This window comes from Primorskyibacter sedentarius, assembly GCF_004342065.1.
Lineage (GTDB): Bacteria > Pseudomonadota > Alphaproteobacteria > Rhodobacterales > Rhodobacteraceae > Primorskyibacter > Primorskyibacter sedentarius.
The window spans coordinates 68,096-82,148 of record NZ_SLZU01000005.1; the positions used below are offsets into that span (position 1 = coordinate 68,096).

General features: G+C 61.0%; 17 protein-coding genes and 1 tRNA gene. 6 read left to right on the forward strand and 12 right to left on the reverse strand.

What is annotated here, in order from left to right; translation table 11 throughout:
* Positions 1-57 precede the first annotated feature (57 nt).
* The 7 genes from pqqE to EDD52_RS09610 form a co-directional block, all read right to left on the reverse strand.
* A complete protein-coding gene (pqqE, locus tag EDD52_RS09580; protein WP_132244278.1) occupies positions 58-1,146 on the reverse strand; it encodes a pyrroloquinoline quinone biosynthesis protein PqqE in 1,089 nt (362 codons plus the stop codon).
* Complete coding sequence (pqqD, locus tag EDD52_RS09585) at positions 1,143-1,418, reverse strand: pyrroloquinoline quinone biosynthesis peptide chaperone PqqD (protein ID WP_132244280.1); 276 nt, start codon at positions 1,416-1,418, stop codon at positions 1,143-1,145. Before pqqD ends, pqqE begins: the two co-directional genes overlap by 4 nt.
* On the reverse strand, positions 1,418-2,167 hold the full coding sequence (gene pqqC, locus EDD52_RS09590) for a pyrroloquinoline-quinone synthase PqqC (RefSeq protein WP_132244282.1): 750 nt from the start codon (positions 2,165-2,167) through the stop codon (positions 1,418-1,420). The genes pqqD and pqqC overlap by 1 nt, the downstream gene beginning before the upstream one ends.
* Positions 2,164-3,060, reverse strand: coding sequence for a pyrroloquinoline quinone biosynthesis protein PqqB (pqqB, locus tag EDD52_RS09595; protein ID WP_132244284.1), 897 nt, complete (start codon positions 3,058-3,060; stop codon positions 2,164-2,166). The genes pqqC and pqqB overlap by 4 nt, the downstream gene beginning before the upstream one ends.
* 26 nt (positions 3,061-3,086) lie before the next feature.
* Positions 3,087-3,182 (reverse strand): pyrroloquinoline quinone precursor peptide PqqA, encoded by a 96-nt coding sequence (gene pqqA, locus EDD52_RS09600; RefSeq protein ID WP_132244286.1) that lies wholly within the window; start codon positions 3,180-3,182, stop codon positions 3,087-3,089.
* 71 nt (positions 3,183-3,253) lie between these two features.
* Positions 3,254-3,961 (reverse strand): response regulator transcription factor, encoded by a 708-nt coding sequence (locus EDD52_RS09605; protein WP_132244288.1) that lies wholly within the window; start codon positions 3,959-3,961, stop codon positions 3,254-3,256.
* Positions 3,962-3,970: 9 nt separating this feature from the next.
* Complete coding sequence (locus EDD52_RS09610) at positions 3,971-5,539, reverse strand: sensor histidine kinase (RefSeq protein WP_243651888.1); 1,569 nt, start codon at positions 5,537-5,539, stop codon at positions 3,971-3,973.
* 160 nt (positions 5,540-5,699) lie between these two features.
* Between EDD52_RS09610 and EDD52_RS09615 the strand changes: the two genes are divergently transcribed.
* Positions 5,700-5,903: a hypothetical protein gene (locus EDD52_RS09615; protein ID WP_132244290.1), complete on the forward strand. Its 204-nt coding sequence runs from the start codon at positions 5,700-5,702 to the stop codon at positions 5,901-5,903.
* Between the two features lie 27 nt (positions 5,904-5,930).
* Here EDD52_RS09615 and EDD52_RS09620 read toward each other — a convergent pair whose 3' ends face one another.
* The 3 genes from EDD52_RS09620 to EDD52_RS09630 form a co-directional block, all read right to left on the reverse strand.
* The gene (locus EDD52_RS09620; protein WP_132244292.1) at positions 5,931-6,722 is read right to left on the reverse strand and encodes an ABC transporter permease; all 792 of its coding nucleotides are present in this window, start codon (positions 6,720-6,722) and stop codon (positions 5,931-5,933) included.
* Positions 6,719-7,438 (reverse strand): ABC transporter ATP-binding protein, encoded by a 720-nt coding sequence (locus EDD52_RS09625; RefSeq protein WP_132244294.1) that lies wholly within the window; start codon positions 7,436-7,438, stop codon positions 6,719-6,721. Before EDD52_RS09625 ends, EDD52_RS09620 begins: the two co-directional genes overlap by 4 nt.
* Positions 7,439-7,554: 116 nt before the next feature.
* Positions 7,555-7,629: transfer RNA gene (locus EDD52_RS09630), tRNA-Thr, on the reverse strand.
* Between the two features lie 97 nt (positions 7,630-7,726).
* Here EDD52_RS09630 and EDD52_RS23655 point away from each other — a divergent pair.
* The 5 genes from EDD52_RS23655 to EDD52_RS09650 all read left to right on the forward strand — a co-directional run bounded on the left by EDD52_RS23655 (position 7,727) and on the right by EDD52_RS09650 (position 11,809).
* Positions 7,727-7,888 (forward strand): hypothetical protein, encoded by a 162-nt coding sequence (locus EDD52_RS23655; RefSeq protein ID WP_165907495.1) that lies wholly within the window; start codon positions 7,727-7,729, stop codon positions 7,886-7,888.
* A gap of 5 nt (positions 7,889-7,893) precedes the next feature.
* Entirely contained in the window at positions 7,894-9,162 is a 1,269-nt protein-coding gene (gene murA, locus EDD52_RS09635; RefSeq protein WP_132244296.1) for a UDP-N-acetylglucosamine 1-carboxyvinyltransferase, read from the forward strand.
* Positions 9,159-9,638: a DUF2948 family protein gene (locus tag EDD52_RS09640; protein ID WP_132244298.1), complete on the forward strand. Its 480-nt coding sequence runs from the start codon at positions 9,159-9,161 to the stop codon at positions 9,636-9,638. The genes murA and EDD52_RS09640 overlap by 4 nt, the downstream gene beginning before the upstream one ends.
* Positions 9,639-9,974: 336 nt before the next feature.
* Entirely contained in the window at positions 9,975-10,625 is a 651-nt protein-coding gene (locus EDD52_RS09645; RefSeq protein WP_132244300.1) for a TetR/AcrR family transcriptional regulator, read from the forward strand.
* Positions 10,622-11,809: a pyridoxal phosphate-dependent aminotransferase gene (locus tag EDD52_RS09650; RefSeq protein WP_243651889.1), complete on the forward strand. Its 1,188-nt coding sequence runs from the start codon at positions 10,622-10,624 to the stop codon at positions 11,807-11,809. Before EDD52_RS09645 ends, EDD52_RS09650 begins: the two co-directional genes overlap by 4 nt.
* Before the next feature lie 42 nt (positions 11,810-11,851).
* Here the strand turns inward: EDD52_RS09650 and EDD52_RS09655 are convergent, their stop codons facing one another.
* Positions 11,852-13,228: a TRAP transporter large permease gene (locus EDD52_RS09655; RefSeq protein WP_132244302.1), complete on the reverse strand. Its 1,377-nt coding sequence runs from the start codon at positions 13,226-13,228 to the stop codon at positions 11,852-11,854.
* A gap of 5 nt (positions 13,229-13,233) precedes the next feature.
* A complete protein-coding gene (locus EDD52_RS09660) occupies positions 13,234-13,923 on the reverse strand; it encodes a TRAP transporter small permease (RefSeq protein WP_132244304.1) in 690 nt (229 codons plus the stop codon).
* Between the last annotated feature and the right edge of the window lie 130 nt (positions 13,924-14,053).

Below are 14,053 nucleotides of genomic sequence, written 5' to 3' on the forward strand. Positions count from 1 at the left end.
TGGTTAAGCAGTCTGCACCTTAGCATAGCGTGAACCAGAAGTCTGGCCAGTGCCGACCTAAGGTGCTTTGGCGGGCGCGCTGCGGTAGACCAGCTCTGCCTCGGCCGACGCATGGGCGGCGGCCTGATCCTGCAATCGGCCGTGATGGGGGGATTTCACGCAAACCGGGTCGGTCGCGTTGGCATCCCCCAAAAGCGCCATTGCCTGGCACCGGCAGCCGCCGAAATCGACGGTCTTTCGCTCGCAGCTTTTGCATGGATCGGCCATCCAATCTGTGCCGCGATAGGCGTTGAAGGCGGCGCTGTCGTACCAGATGTCGCGCAAGCGGCGGTACCGGACAGACTCAAACTCCAGATGCGGGATCGATTGCGCGGCATGGCAGGGCAGCACCAGCCCGTCCGGAGCGACGTTCAGCCCCGTGGTTCCCCAGCCCCCCATGCAGCGTTTCGGATAGTCGGAATGATAATCGGCCGGAACGTAGTCGATGACCAGCTTGCCCTTCAGGGCGACACGCGCCTCCGCAACGATGCGCGTGGCTTCTTTGGCCTGTTCTTTGGTGGGCATCAGCGCATCCCGGTTCTGAAGGGCCCAACCGTGGAACTGCACGGTAGCAACCTCTATGCGCCGGGCGCCCATTTCAACGGCCATCTCTATGGCGCGGGGCAGTTGGTGCAGGTTCTTGCGGTGCAGCACGGCATTCAAGGTCAGGGGAAAGCCAATCTCGGCGATCCACCCGGCGACTTTCATCTTGCGATCAAACCCGCCGCGATACCCGCCGATCATGTCGGCCATCCCGGCATCGGTGCCCTGTAGCGAAAGCTGGATATGGTCCAGTCCGGCCTCGTCCAGCTCTGCCAGCCGTTTTTGCGAAAGACCAATCCCCGAGGTTATCAGGTTCGTGTATAGCCCGGCAGTGCGTGCGGCATGGACGAGCTCTGTCAGATCGCGCCGCGATGCAGGTTCGCCACCTGAAAGATGCAGTTGCAGCACGCCCAGATCTGCCGCCTGCCGGAAAACATCCGCCCATGTCGCGGTTTCAAGCTCTTGATCCTGTTGCGCCATTTCGATCGGGTTCGAACAATAGGGGCAGGATAGCGGACAGCGGTAGGTCAGCTCGGCCAGCATCGCGATGGGGGGCACGGTCATGGCGAGACGTCCAGAAAGCGCCGGTTGCGAAGCGCAGTCAGGAAGCCTTCGCTATCGTCGGCAATCTGCGCCTGCGGAGCGCTGTATTTCTCTGCCAGGCTCGCCGTGATCTCCGCGAAACTGCGCCTGCCATCCACCTCGGACAGGACCGCGTGGCCAATCGCGTCCAGAGTGACCGCACGTTCGGGCGCCAGCAGAACCCAAGTGTCGCGAATCTTGTCGAAATGCAGCCGCACGCCGCGGGGCAGGGCGGGGATGCTCGACGGGTCCATCACGATGCCCTCTGCAACAGAAGCCCGGTGCCCGGCACCCAGCCACCGGGCGGAATGCGACCTGGCTCTACATATGCGCCCCAGAGCGCGTCAAGCTGCGACCACAGGACATCCGTCTTGAAGATCAGCGCGTCGGCCGCCGCATCCTGTTTTTCCTGTGTGTCAGCATGATCAAGCACCCAAGCAAGACCGAAGGCCACGTCTTTCGGGGCCTCCTTCAGACGATTGCGGAAATAAGACAGCGAGGAGTCGTCTGCGAAGTCGTAATTGCGCAAAAGGCCTTCGATCCTGTTGGCGTGGATCTTGGGCGCGAAAAGCTCTGTCAAAGAGGAGGCGACAGCTTCCAGAAGCGTCTTGTCGCGCACGAAGCGCACATAGGCGTCGCAGGCGAATTTCGTGGCCGGCAGAACGCCGCGACGCGACGCGACATAATCGGGATCAAGGCCCACGGCTTCTGCAAGACGCAGCCAGCGACGGATGCCCCCTTCATTCTCGGAGGTGCCATCGTGATCCTCGATCCGGGACCGCCATGCTCTGCGCAGTTCCGGGCTTTCGACGCGCGACATGAAGGCCGCATCCTTCATCGGGATGGTGTGCTGATAATAATATCGGTTGAGAACCCAGGCGCGGACCTGATCCGGCGTGCATCCGCCACCGTGCAACAGATCGTGGAACGGGTGCAGATCATGGTAACGTTCGGCGCCGATCTGGCGCAGGCGTGCTTCGAAATCCGACCGGGATTGCGTCATAGCATCAGCTCCATTCCGTCCTGAGCGATCGTCCAGCCAGCCGCCTCGGCTTTGGCCTTTTCTACAGATCCCGGCCGCAGAACTGGGTTGGTGTTGTTCATGTGGACAAAAACCTTGCGCCCCACGTCCAGCCCCTCGAATGCGGCAAGCGAACCCTCCGGCCCGCTGATGGACATGTGGCCCATGCGCTTGCCGGTCTTTTGTCCAACGCCTGCCACGATCATCTCGTCATCTTGCCAGAGCGTGCCATCGAAAAAGACCGCATCCGCCCCGTTCAGCCGCGACCGCAGGCTATCGGTCAGGCGTGCGCAGCCGGGAATGTAGTAGATGCGGGTCGACCCTGCGATCATTTCAACGCCGACCGTCTGTTCGCCCATCAGCTCTGTCTGGACGGTGTCGCCTTCCATGTAGAGCGGCACCTTCCCTGGAACGGCGAACAGGGTCGCGGTCAGGCCGGGGACGGGAGAGAATTCAGTATCAAGCGCGATGGTCAGCCGCGGCACCACCTCGCCGCGCAGCGCGTCGAAGATCGGGTTTTGCGCAAGAACATCGTGAATGCCCGCAGTCGCGAATAGATCGAAAGGCTGAACTTCGCGCAGGGTCAGCAGGCCCGCCACGTGGTCAATGTCGCCATTCGTCAGCACGACCGAGCGGAGCGGAAGGCTGCGAAGCGCTGTGGGATGCAGGGGCGCTGTCTGCGCAAGCTGCTGCCTTATGTCGGGCGACGCGTTCAGGACCGTCCAGCTTTGTCCATCGGCAGAAATCGCGAGGCTTGACTGCGTCTGAGCCGGGATCGCGCCCTGCCGGGCGAGGTTGCAATTGGTGCAGCCGCAATTCCATTGCGGCAACCCGCCTCCGGCGGCAGCACCAAGCACTTGCGCGCGGATCGTCATTCTATCCTACCCGCGCGCCGCGCTGTTCAGAACAGATCGCCGTCGTCTTCGGCGTCGGGTCCATACATGTTGATTTCCATGCCGCATTCGATTTCGCGGATCTTCGGTTTCGTCCATGCCATCGGGTTGCTCCTCCTACAAATGGTGTTTCAACAGGTTGCCCATTCAGAGGCCTCAAGACGACTCTTATTTCCTAAGACAGATGTAGACCATGGTCTTGGTTCCCGTGCGAAAAACCTGGCGCGATGCCTTCAAGACAGAAACCTTTGCTTCGTATCGTCTTGATCTCAAACCCGAAATCAACCTCTGCCAGTTTGCGACGAAGGTAGCCGATATAGACGTCCACGACATTCTCGTTCCCGGAATCCTCGGCCCATAGCGCATCGAAGATCGCGCCGCGTGACAAAGGCGTGCCGGGATTTTCGACCAAAAGGGCCAGGAGCGCGTATTCGCGTTCTGTCAGCGTGACCTCTCCGGCAGGGCTGCTTAGCATCCGGGTCCTGCCGTCCATTCGTGCTGGCTGAGGCTGCGCGGCGCGCACACGAATTTCCTGTACTTTCAGCCGTGCGACAAGCTCGTCAAAGGTGAACGGCTTGACCACGTAATCGTTCGCTCCGGCCTCCAGCCCAGCGGTCCGCTGCTCTACATCCGACAGGGCGGACAGCATCAGGATCGGCACCGTGATGCCGGCCAAGCGCGCGGACCGGACAAGATCCAGCCCGCTATCCGCACCAAGCATCACATCGATTATCGCGCCGGAAAATCCGCCCGTCCGAAGCCGGTCAAGCGCCAGGTCAGCGCGGTTTTCGGTCTCTGTCTCATAGCCGTGCAGCGCCAGCCCCCTCGACAGCGCGGATGTGATTTCCGGGTCGTCGTCGACAATAAGAAGGCGGGTGATCATGAGAGTAGTCTATCCCGTTCCCAAAGGCAGGCGAATGCAGATCTTGGTCCCGGGTGCAGACCCGATCGCGCGATCGCGGGGCAGGGGGCTTACCACGGTGATCGTGCCGCCCTGCGCTTCGGTGACCCATTTTGCAAGCGCCAGGCCGATACCGAACCCAGCCGATGTCACACCACCCGCCTGCGAGAACCGGTCAAAGATGTCCGGCTGCGCGTCCGCGGGGATGCCCGGGCCGTTATCGACGATTTCGATCCCCTGACCAAATGCCAGATGGATGCGCCTGCCGTCCCGCGCATGGCGGATGGCGTTGCGGATCAGGCCGACAACGATCTGGCGCGCCCAGTTCGGGTCGCACATAAGGGTCTGTTCGGGGATGTCGTCATGGGTCAGCCTCATGCCTGCGCTGCTCACTTCGGCGCTGACTTCCTGAAGGCTCGCCTCCACAAGGCTGGCCAGTGGCGTGGGTGCCGGGTCAAGCGCGAGCTGCCCGGTATCCGAGCGCGCAACCCGCAACAGATCGTCAATCCGGCGGTTCAGCCTGTCGGCGCGCGCCTCAATCGTGGCAAAAGCCTCTGCATGCTCGGACCCGCTTTGCCGACCGATCTGTGCCTCCATCAGGATCACGGTCAGGGGCGTGCGCAGCTCGTGGCTGACATCCGTGAAAAAGCGCCTGCGGTTTTCATCGACCTTCTCAAGCTCGGCATTCGCCGCCCGCAGCGCCTCTGTCCGTTCCGCAATCGTGTCATTCAGGCGTTTCCACTCGCTGCGCACCTCGGTCTCTCGTTGGGCCAGCGCGGCGGCCATGCGGTTCGTTTCGGAATAGATCTGCCCGATCTCGTCATTGGATGTGGCGGGCAGGGCCAGCTCGAATTCTGCCTCACCGATACGGCGCGCAGCCTCGCGCAGCCGGTCAAGCCGCCCGAATTGCGGCCGGATCAGCCCGAAGTGGAAGGCCAGAACCAACCCGACCGCGCTGACGGCAAGCACGATGGAGAGCCAGCTTAACCTGTGCCGCAGCTCTTCGATGCTGGCCAATATGTTGTTGCGGAACAAAACCTCGGTGTTCACGGCCTGGTTCAGCAACGGATCAAAGCCAGAGGCAAACGTGTCCAGATGGGCGCGCAACCTTTCGCGGTCATCGATCTCCTGGCTCAGTCCGGATAATGCCCCTTCCAACAGCGCCCGCATGCGCGCGAGCCCCAGCGATTGCGTGCCGTAACGCGACTGCTCGTCCAGCCCCAGAGACTCGGCCTCGCTGACGGCGGCTGCAATTTCTGCACCAAGTCTTTCGAACGCGTCAAATATATTGTTTGCCACCGGCTCGACCCGACTCCGGCGGGTCTGCGCAGACAGGCCGGTCTGAACGGCTTCGGTAGAGATGACGAGAAAGGTTGAAACCTGGGTGGACAGCGTGGCATAGCGCGCCATCCGGCGTTCCGCGGCCACTGCGGTTTCCAGTCTTTTTCCGACCTCGCTCATGCCAAGATAGAGCGCGAGTGCGGACAGAATCGTCGCGCCACCAAGCACGGCGGCGCCAAGTGCAAGGCGCACCTTCAGCGAGCGGGCAGGTTTCATCATCGAGAATTTTTCCGCCACTTTTATCAGCACAGCCTAGTTTTTAGGCGATCAGCCCCGGTCGCGAGCGTTGGTTCGCGTCAGATCCCTGTTGTTCAGCATTCATATTCGAAAATAGGTCAGCACAAATCTACGACCTTTGTATGTATTGCTGGAGAGACCCATGGTTGAACTTCTTTTTGTTGCCTGCATGGCAGGCTCTGTCCCTGAATGCCGGGAGCGGTCGATGGTTTTCACCGACATCTCGCCCGCCATGTGCCTGATGGGCGCCCAGCCAGAGCTTGCGCGCTGGGTGAACAGCCACCCCAACCAGACGATCCAAAGCTGGAAGTGCCGAAGTGTCTCTTTTGCAGAGCGGGACACCTGAGGCAGACTGTGCAGGACGCCGCTGACATCACCCTTTGCGTTTCATCAGGCCGCGTGCGGGATCATACCCCCAGACAGCCATGGCCAGAAAAATGACGGTCGATCCCAAGACCCAAGCCAGCGACTTGGCGTCAAAATCGACGTAAAGCAGAAACCGGATGGTTTCGACGGCATAGGTGAACGGGTTCAGCGCACAGATGTCGTACAGAAGGGCAGAGCTTTCTGCCATCTTCCACAGCGGATACAAGGCGGAGGACAAAAAGAACATCGGGAAGATGACGAAGTTCATGACGCCGGCGAAGTTCTCTAACTGCTTGATAAAGCTCGACAGCACCAGACCGAGCGCCCCCAGCATGAGACCGGCAATCACAAGGCCGGGCAGAACGGTAAGGTACCCCAGTGGCGGAACGGTGATGCCGAAAATGGCTGCGATCGCCAAAAAGGCATAGACCTGCAGGACAGAGATCGCCGTCGATCCGAGCAGGCGGCAGAACAGCAACCACCAGCGCGGCAACGGGCTGGTCAGCAAGAGCCGCATCGAGCCCATCTCGCGGTCATAGACCAGCGACAGAGAGCTCTGCATCCCGTTGAACAGCAGGATCATCGCGCAGAGTCCCGGAACGATGTAGACCTCGTAGGTGATATAGGTCTGGTAGGGCGGGATGATCGACACGCCAAGCGCGGCCCTGAATCCGGCTGCGAAGACCAGCAGCCAGACTAGCGGGCGCACCAGCGCCGCAAGAAAGCGTTCGCGCTGATGCACGAAGCGCAGGAATTCGCGCCCTACGATTGCGCGAAGGGCACCGAACCAACCGTTCATGACGCCATCTCTGTCTGTTCCAGAAACCAGTCGGACAGGGACCGTTCGCCGCGGATATCGCCGGTGCAGCCATCGGCCATTATCTGCCCCTGATGCAAGACCAGCAGCCGGTCATCATCGCGCACCTCGTCGGTCAGGTGCGTGGTCCACAGAATGCAGAGCCCCTGATCCGCCAGGTCATGCACATGCGCGGTGATCGCCATGCGAGAGGCTGCATCCAGCCCCACCGTGGGTTCATCCAGCAACAAGACCTTGGGATCGTGCAGCAGCGCGCGGGCAAGCTCTGTCCGCCGCCTGTGGCCGCCATTCAACGTGCGCACTTTCTCTTCCGCGCGCTCGCGCATTCCAAGCCGGTCCAGCGCCTTGTCGATCCGCGCCGGGATGCCCTTGCGTGGCAAGGCGTGCAGCGCTGCGAAATAGGCAAGATTCTGTCGCACTGTCAGATCGAGGTCGAGCGTGGGTTGCTGGAAAACGACTCCGAGCGCCCCGAGGGCTGCGTTGGCTTCGCCTCGCAAGTCATGGCCAGCAATACGGATTTCCCCTTTGGGCGCGACAAGCAGCCGGGTCAGCAGCGACACCAGCGTGGACTTCCCAGCGCCGTTCGGGCCCAGAAGGGCACAGAATCGTCCCTTTGGCAGGTCGAACGAAACCTGCTTCAACGCCTGCTTCGCGCCATACGAAAAGCTGAGGTTCTTGACTGACAGGCCGTCTTGCATCGCGGGATCCCTTCGCTGAAGGGCAAGGTGAAACAATCCACGCGTCAGGGCAAGTACGACCGAAGGCTGCCTTGATCTGGCCAGCACGGATTCTAACGGCTGCATCTGCGGGGAAATGGTGCTGCTGGAGAGAATTGAACTCTCGACCTCTCCCTTACCAAGGGAGTGCTCTACCTCTGAGCTACAGCAGCGCCGTACACCTATGGTGTGGGCGGCTCTCTAGACGCAAATCAGACGGCGTGCAAGCGCAATCTGGACGCTTTTTACTCACTACGTTATGGAGGGCCCATGAAGCAGAAATCGGACAGCGCCAAAGCCGCAAACCGCGAAGATCGTCTGAAGGCCGCGCTGAAAGCCAATCTGGCGCGGCGCAAGGCACAGGCGCGGGCGCGGGCCGGTTCGGCTAACGAGACACAGGCCGACGAGCGGGCCGGAAAAAAGAAAGACTGAGGCACATGGATTCGATCATCGTAAAGGGGGGCGGGGAGCTCAATGGGCAGATCCCGATTGCAGGGGCCAAGAATGCCTGCCTCACGCTCATGCCTGCGACGCTTCTTTCGGAAGAGCCGCTGACCCTGACCAACGCACCGCGCTTGTCCGACATCAAAACGATGACGGAACTGCTGTCATCGCTGGGCGCAGAAGTGTCCAGCCTTCAGGGCGGCAAGGTTCTGGCGATGTCGAGCCATGACCTGAACAATCACACCGCGCATTACGACATCGTACGCAAGATGCGGGCGTCGAACCTTGTTCTGGGGCCGATGTTGGCGCGACTGGGTCACGCCATCGTATCCTTGCCGGGCGGCTGCGCCATTGGCGCGCGGCCGATGGATCTGCATATCCATGCGCTCGAAGCGCTTGGTGCCGAGATCGAGCTGAAGGACGGCTATCTGCACGCAAAGGCACCGGGCGGGCTGAAAGGCGCCACGCACGAGCTGCGGTTTGCGTCCGTGGGTGCCACGGAAAACGTCGTTATGGCGGCGACCCTGGCCAAGGGAACGACCGTGTTGAAAAACGCCGCACGCGAACCCGAGATTGTCGATCTCGTGCAGTGCTTGCGCAAAATGGGCGCGCAGATCGAAGGCGAGGGCAGCTCGACCATCACTATTCAGGGCGTCGATCGTCTGGGCGGGGCAACACATCAGGTGGTCACTGACCGGATCGAACTGGGCACCTACATGTTGGCGCCCGCCATTGCAGGGGGCAGCGTCGAATGTCTGGGCGGACGGATCAATCTGGTCGAATCCTTTTGCGAGAAGCTCGACCAATGTGGCATCCAGGTCGAAGAGACCGAGGCCGGGCTGAAAGTAACGCGCAAGAACGGCCGCGTCCGGGCCGTCGATGTCGTGACAGAGGTTTTCCCCGGTTTCCCGACCGATCTGCAGGCGCAGATGATGGCCTTGCTCTGCACGGCAGAGGGTACGTCGGTGCTGGAGGAAAAGATCTTTGAAAACCGTTTCATGCATGCGCCGGAACTGGTGCGTATGGGCGCTGATATCGAGGTCCACGGTGGTCACGCCACCGTACATGGCGTCGAACGCCTGAAAGGCGCGCCGGTCATGGCGACGGACCTTCGCGCAAGCGTCTCGCTTATTCTGGCAGGGTTGGCCGCAGAGGGCGAAACCGTTGTGAGCAGGGTCTATCACCTCGATCGCGGGTATGAACACGTGGTACGCAAGCTCTCGGGCGTGGGTGCCAAGGTAGAGCGGGTGCACCTGACGTGACAGATGACGCACGTTTCGAAGATGGCGCCGAGCGTCCGCTGAACCTTGGGGCGCTGGACGAGTCTGATCTGACGGTCCTGTCCTCACTGGCGCAGGATGCCGTCTTTCCGATCACCGAGATTCGCTGGAACCGCGGGGCAGGGCGCCTCGCTCTTCTGGTCAACCGTTTCCGATGGGAAGATGTCCAAAGCGCTCGCCGCACCGGCCGCCCGCCAGAGCGGGTGCAATCCCTTCTGGTGATCGAGAATGTGCAACGGGTCGCCACGCAGGGAATAGACCAGCAGGATCGCGAAACAGTCCTGTCCTTGCTTGCCCTGACATTCGAGGGGACAGAGGCGCCATCGGGCAACATCACTTTGACCCTCGCGGGTGACGGTGCCATCCGGGTAGAGGTCGAAGCGCTGGACGTCCGTCTGCGCGACGTCACGCGTCCTTACACGGCGCCTTCACGCCAAGCGCCAAAGCATTCGGACTGAAGCCGCTTCAATCCCCAGCCGCTTTCCGATGTCTTCTGCTGTAATGAGAGATGGGACGCATCTGCTATCTGTCAGGGCGGTCAAGCTCTGCGGGTGCATCCGCGCTTCCTATAATCTATGTTATGTAAAGTTAATCATACCCAGCAGAACGGCAAGTATCAGTGCCCTCAGGGTACTGAGCTTCAAGTGCCGGTCCAATCCTGATCTGTGCTTTGCATTCGCAGTTTGGCAGACACGGCCCTCCTGACCTCACTTAAGGTCAGGTGAAGAACGCGTATCGGGCTTGTGAGATCTCTGCACAAATGTAATTATGCATTCGTATAATTGCAATCCGACATGGGCGCTCCCTTGAACCAAAGCTCTCCGAAATTTCGCCGTGAGCCCGCCGAAGCCCGCAAGCTGGCGCTGATCCAGGCCACGCTCGACCTTGTGGCTCGCGATGGCGTGTCCGCTGCAACTGTTCGCGCGATTGCCCTGAAGGCAAAGGTCACACAAGGTCTCATCCGGCATTACTTCTCTACGAAGGAAGAGCTGATCTCGGCCGCCTACGAATATCACATGACCGAGATGACGGACCAGGTCACCGCCGCTGTCGGCACCGGGCCTGCCACCGATCAGCTTTCCCGGTTCATTGACGCCGCGCTGCGCCCCCCTGCCGCAAACCCCCGCGCCGTTGCGTTGTGGGCAGGCTTCTTCAGCAAGGTCCAGAATGACCCGGAGATGAAAGCGATCCACGCCCGGACCTACACCTATTTCCGCGACAATCTGGAACGGCTGATCTCGGTCGCTCTGGAAGAGAATGATCGACCCTCCAGCCCTGACAGGCTGCATCGGTTGGCCATTGCAGCCAACGCCCTGATCGACGGGCTGTGGCTGGAAGGCAGCGCCCTGCCCGAAGCCTTCGAGGCGGAGGAGCTGCCGCAGATCGGCCGCGACGCAATTGGCGCAATGATCGGAATTTCCCTCTCAGTGAAAGCAACAACATGACGAGAATGACAGCGGTGACGGAACGTCTGGCCAATCTGGGTGGCGCAAAGTGGGAAGTCCACCTGAAGGCCCGGGATTTGAAAGACGCGGGCGCGGATATCATCGAGATGACAATCGGCGAACCGGACGTGCCTGTGGCAGACAGCCTGATTGACGCCACCGTCACCGCCTTGCGCGCGGGTCGTACTGCCTATTCCAACGGTCGCGGAGAGGTCGGGCTGCTGACCGCGCTGGCCGAACGCTATACAAACACACGTGGGCGACTCTTCGGGCCCGAAAACTTCCTGTGTTTTCCGGGCACGCAAACGGCGCTTTTTGCGGTTCTGGCCGGTGTGGCACAGGACGGGGACGAGGTGCTTGTCGGGGACCCGATGTACGCAACCTACGAGGCCGTCGTGCGCGCAACCGGTGCCGAGATGGTTCCCGTCCCGCTGCGGCCCGAACATGGGTTTCGGATGCAGGCCGAGGATATAGCCGCAAGGATCACCCCGAAGACCCGCGCCATCCTGCTCAACACGCCGCATAACCCGACCGGTGCGATCCTCACGGCCGAGGATATCGCGTCTATTGCCGATCTGGCGAAGGCCCATGACCTCTGGATCATCTCGGACGAGGTATATGAAGAACTGGTCTTTGACGGGGCGAGCTTCTGCTCTCCGCTTTCCCATCCTGACATTGCAGACCGGGTGATTGCTGTCTCCTCGATCTCGAAATCGCATGCCGCGCCGGGGTTTCGCAGCGGCTGGTGCGTGGCCTCGGCGGCCTTTTGCGAGGCCCTGCTGCCCTATTCGGAAAGCATGCTTTTCGGAAACCAGCCCTTTATCGCTGACATGACGGAGAAAGCCGTGCGCGAAGGCTCAGAAGCCGCATCGGGCATGGTCGCACGCTTCGCCGCGCGTGCTGAACGGGTCGCCGCGCGGCTGCACAGCGAAACCGGACTTGTCGTTCACCGGCCGCAGGCAGGCATGTTCGCAATGATCAATGTCGCCAGTACCGGCATGAACGGGGATGCCTATGCCTGGAGCCTGCTGGACCACGGTGTTGCGATTATGCCGGGCTCTGCCTTCGGGCACGGGTTGACCGGCTGGGTGCGCGTGGCGCTCACCATCCCTGACGACGCGCTGGACGTCGCACTCGACCGGATCGTCATGCACGCCAACCAGCGTGGCATGCGAATTGCCTGAGGCGCCGCCGGACCCGTTCAGGATCCGGCGGCGTCACGTCGTTCAGTTGGTGATGATCTCTGGCCCCATGAAGGTCGTTGGCAGCCATGTCGAGAGCACCGGAATGTAGGTCACCATGATCAGGAAGACGAACATCACGGCAAGGAATGGCAGCGCGGCGCGCACGACCCGCATCATCGGCATGCCCGCAACACCGGATGTCACGAAAAGGTTCAGCCCGACGGGCGGCGTGATCATCCCGATTTCCATGTTCACGACCATGATGATGCCCAGATGGATCGGGTCGATCCCCAGCTGTATCGCAATCGGGAATACCAGCGGGGCAACGATCACGATCAGACCCGAAGGCTCCATGAACTGACCACCGATCAGCAGGATCACGTTCACGATCACAAGGAACATCACAGCGCCGAAACCCGCTGAAAGCATGGCCCCCGCGATCTGCTGTGGGATCTGTTCGTCGGTCAGCACGTGTTTGAGGATCAACGCATTGGCGATGATGAACATCAGCGTGACGGTCAGCTTGCCCGCCTCGAACAGCGTGTCGCGCGTATCGCGGTGAAAGAACACCGTCACCAGCGCGATCGGCTTGTCCAGCAGCGTCAGGTTGCGTTGCCCGTCGGGGCGCGACAGTGGACCCATGTCCCGGTAGATGAAGCTGGCAATCAGAAAGGCATAGACGGCAGCGACAGCAGCCGCCTCTGTCGGCGTAAAGATGCCGCCATAGATGCCGCCCAGGATGATGACGATCAGGAACAGGCCCCAGCCTGCCTCTCGCCCGGCGGCAAAGACCTCTCCCCAGCCCTTCCATTCGCCCTTGGGCAATTTCTTGACCACCGCGATCATGAAGATGGTGAACATCAGCATCATCCCCGCCATGAGGCCGGGGATGACGCCCGCAAGGAACATCCGCCCGACGGACACATCCGTGGCCGAGGCATAGACGACCATCACGATGGATGGCGGGATGAGAATGCCCAGCGTGCCGGCATTCGCGATTACACCCGCCGCGAATTCCTTTGAATACCCCACCTGCCGCATACCTGCGATCACGATGGATCCAATCGCCACCACGGTTGCGGGCGACGACCCTGACAGCGCGGCAAAGAGCATGCAGGCAAAGACGCCCGCAATGGCAAGGCCGCCCGGCAGATGCCCGACAATGGCGATCGAGAAACGAATGATCCGTTTCGCGACACCGCCGGTCGACATGAAACTGGAGGCGAGGATGAAGAACGGGATGGCCAGCAGCGTGTAATGCCCCGCCATGGCCTGAAAGAATGTCTGCGCGATGGAGGCAAGCGAGGTGTCGCTCAGCACCAGCAGGAACACGACTGAAGACAATCCAAGGCTGACGGCAATCGGCACCCCGATCAGCATCAGCGCGATGACCATCACAAAAAGAAAGACGATTTCCATGATGATCAGTCCCCGCGGTTCATGTGCGCAACGTCGTCGACGGCGTCTTCGGCTTCATGGCTGACGATCAGGCTGTTGGACTGCCCCGTCGCAAGCCGGATCGTGGCCTGGATGTAGCGAAACAGCAGCAGCGCCATGCCGAAGGGCAGCATGACATAGGGGATGAAACGCGGCAGTTTCTCGTAATCTTCGCCCTCGTTCATGATCGGCTGTATCCAGCGCAGCCATTCCGGAAAGCGGATATCGACGACCTCGTACCAGCCGCGATATGACGTGCGCTTCATCTCTTCGAGGCCGGTGGGGAACCAGCGCCCTGTTGTCTGCGGCAGGTTCGCGAAATTGGCCCAGTAATCCCACGCCCCCTTCATCAGCAGCGCCGAATAGATGATGCAGATTACCCCGCAAAACAGCGCCAGAAGGCGTCGCGGGCCGGGCGCCAGAAGGTTTGTCACGGCATCCACACCAAGGTGGGCCGTGACCTTCACGGCATAGCTCACCCCGAAAAGCACAAGCCAGGCGAACAGGAAGGTTACCGCTTCCAGCCCCCATACCAGACCGGTGTTGAACCCGTAGCGCAGCACGACATTTGTGAACGTGATCAAGGTCATGATCCCGAGGATCAGCGCGATCGCGGTCTCCTCGATCTCGTTCACGAACCGGCCAAGCGCCGATTGCGGTTGGTAATGGGCGGACATGTTTCCCCTCCGAAAATGTCTGGTCGCGTCGCCGGTGTCACCGACTGCGCAGGACCGTTGACCGGGACAAGCTGCCGTCCCAACCCAAATGGGCCTTGATCCCTGCCCCCACATTATGCGCGGAGGCAGG

Bases quoted from the DNA above. Each gene is read 5' to 3' on its own strand.
- pqqE (WP_132244278.1), bottom strand. From the start codon at position 1,146: ATGACCGTGCCCCCCATCGCGATGCTGGCCGAGCTGACCTACCGCTGT.
- pqqD (WP_132244280.1), bottom strand. From the start codon at position 1,418: ATGGACCCGTCGAGCATCCCCGCCCTGCCCCGCGGCGTGCGGCTGCAT.
- pqqC (WP_132244282.1), bottom strand. From the start codon at position 2,167: ATGACGCAATCCCGGTCGGATTTCGAAGCACGCCTGCGCCAGATCGGC.
- pqqB (WP_132244284.1), bottom strand. From the start codon at position 3,060: ATGACGATCCGCGCGCAAGTGCTTGGTGCTGCCGCCGGAGGCGGGTTG.
- pqqA (WP_132244286.1), bottom strand. From the start codon at position 3,182: ATGGCATGGACGAAACCGAAGATCCGCGAAATCGAATGCGGCATGGAA.
- EDD52_RS09605 (WP_132244288.1), bottom strand. From the start codon at position 3,961: ATGATCACCCGCCTTCTTATTGTCGACGACGACCCGGAAATCACATCC.
- EDD52_RS09610 (WP_243651888.1), bottom strand. From the start codon at position 5,539: ATGATGAAACCTGCCCGCTCGCTGAAGGTGCGCCTTGCACTTGGCGCC.
- EDD52_RS09615 (WP_132244290.1), top strand. From the start codon at position 5,700: ATGGTTGAACTTCTTTTTGTTGCCTGCATGGCAGGCTCTGTCCCTGAA.
- EDD52_RS09620 (WP_132244292.1), bottom strand. From the start codon at position 6,722: ATGAACGGTTGGTTCGGTGCCCTTCGCGCAATCGTAGGGCGCGAATTC.
- EDD52_RS09625 (WP_132244294.1), bottom strand. From the start codon at position 7,438: ATGCAAGACGGCCTGTCAGTCAAGAACCTCAGCTTTTCGTATGGCGCG.
- EDD52_RS23655 (WP_165907495.1), top strand. From the start codon at position 7,727: ATGAAGCAGAAATCGGACAGCGCCAAAGCCGCAAACCGCGAAGATCGT.
- murA (WP_132244296.1), top strand. From the start codon at position 7,894: ATGGATTCGATCATCGTAAAGGGGGGCGGGGAGCTCAATGGGCAGATC.
- EDD52_RS09645 (WP_132244300.1), top strand. From the start codon at position 9,975: ATGGGCGCTCCCTTGAACCAAAGCTCTCCGAAATTTCGCCGTGAGCCC.
- EDD52_RS09650 (WP_243651889.1), top strand. From the start codon at position 10,622: ATGACGAGAATGACAGCGGTGACGGAACGTCTGGCCAATCTGGGTGGC.
- EDD52_RS09655 (WP_132244302.1), bottom strand. From the start codon at position 13,228: ATGGAAATCGTCTTTCTTTTTGTGATGGTCATCGCGCTGATGCTGATC.
- EDD52_RS09660 (WP_132244304.1), bottom strand. From the start codon at position 13,923: ATGTCCGCCCATTACCAACCGCAATCGGCGCTTGGCCGGTTCGTGAAC.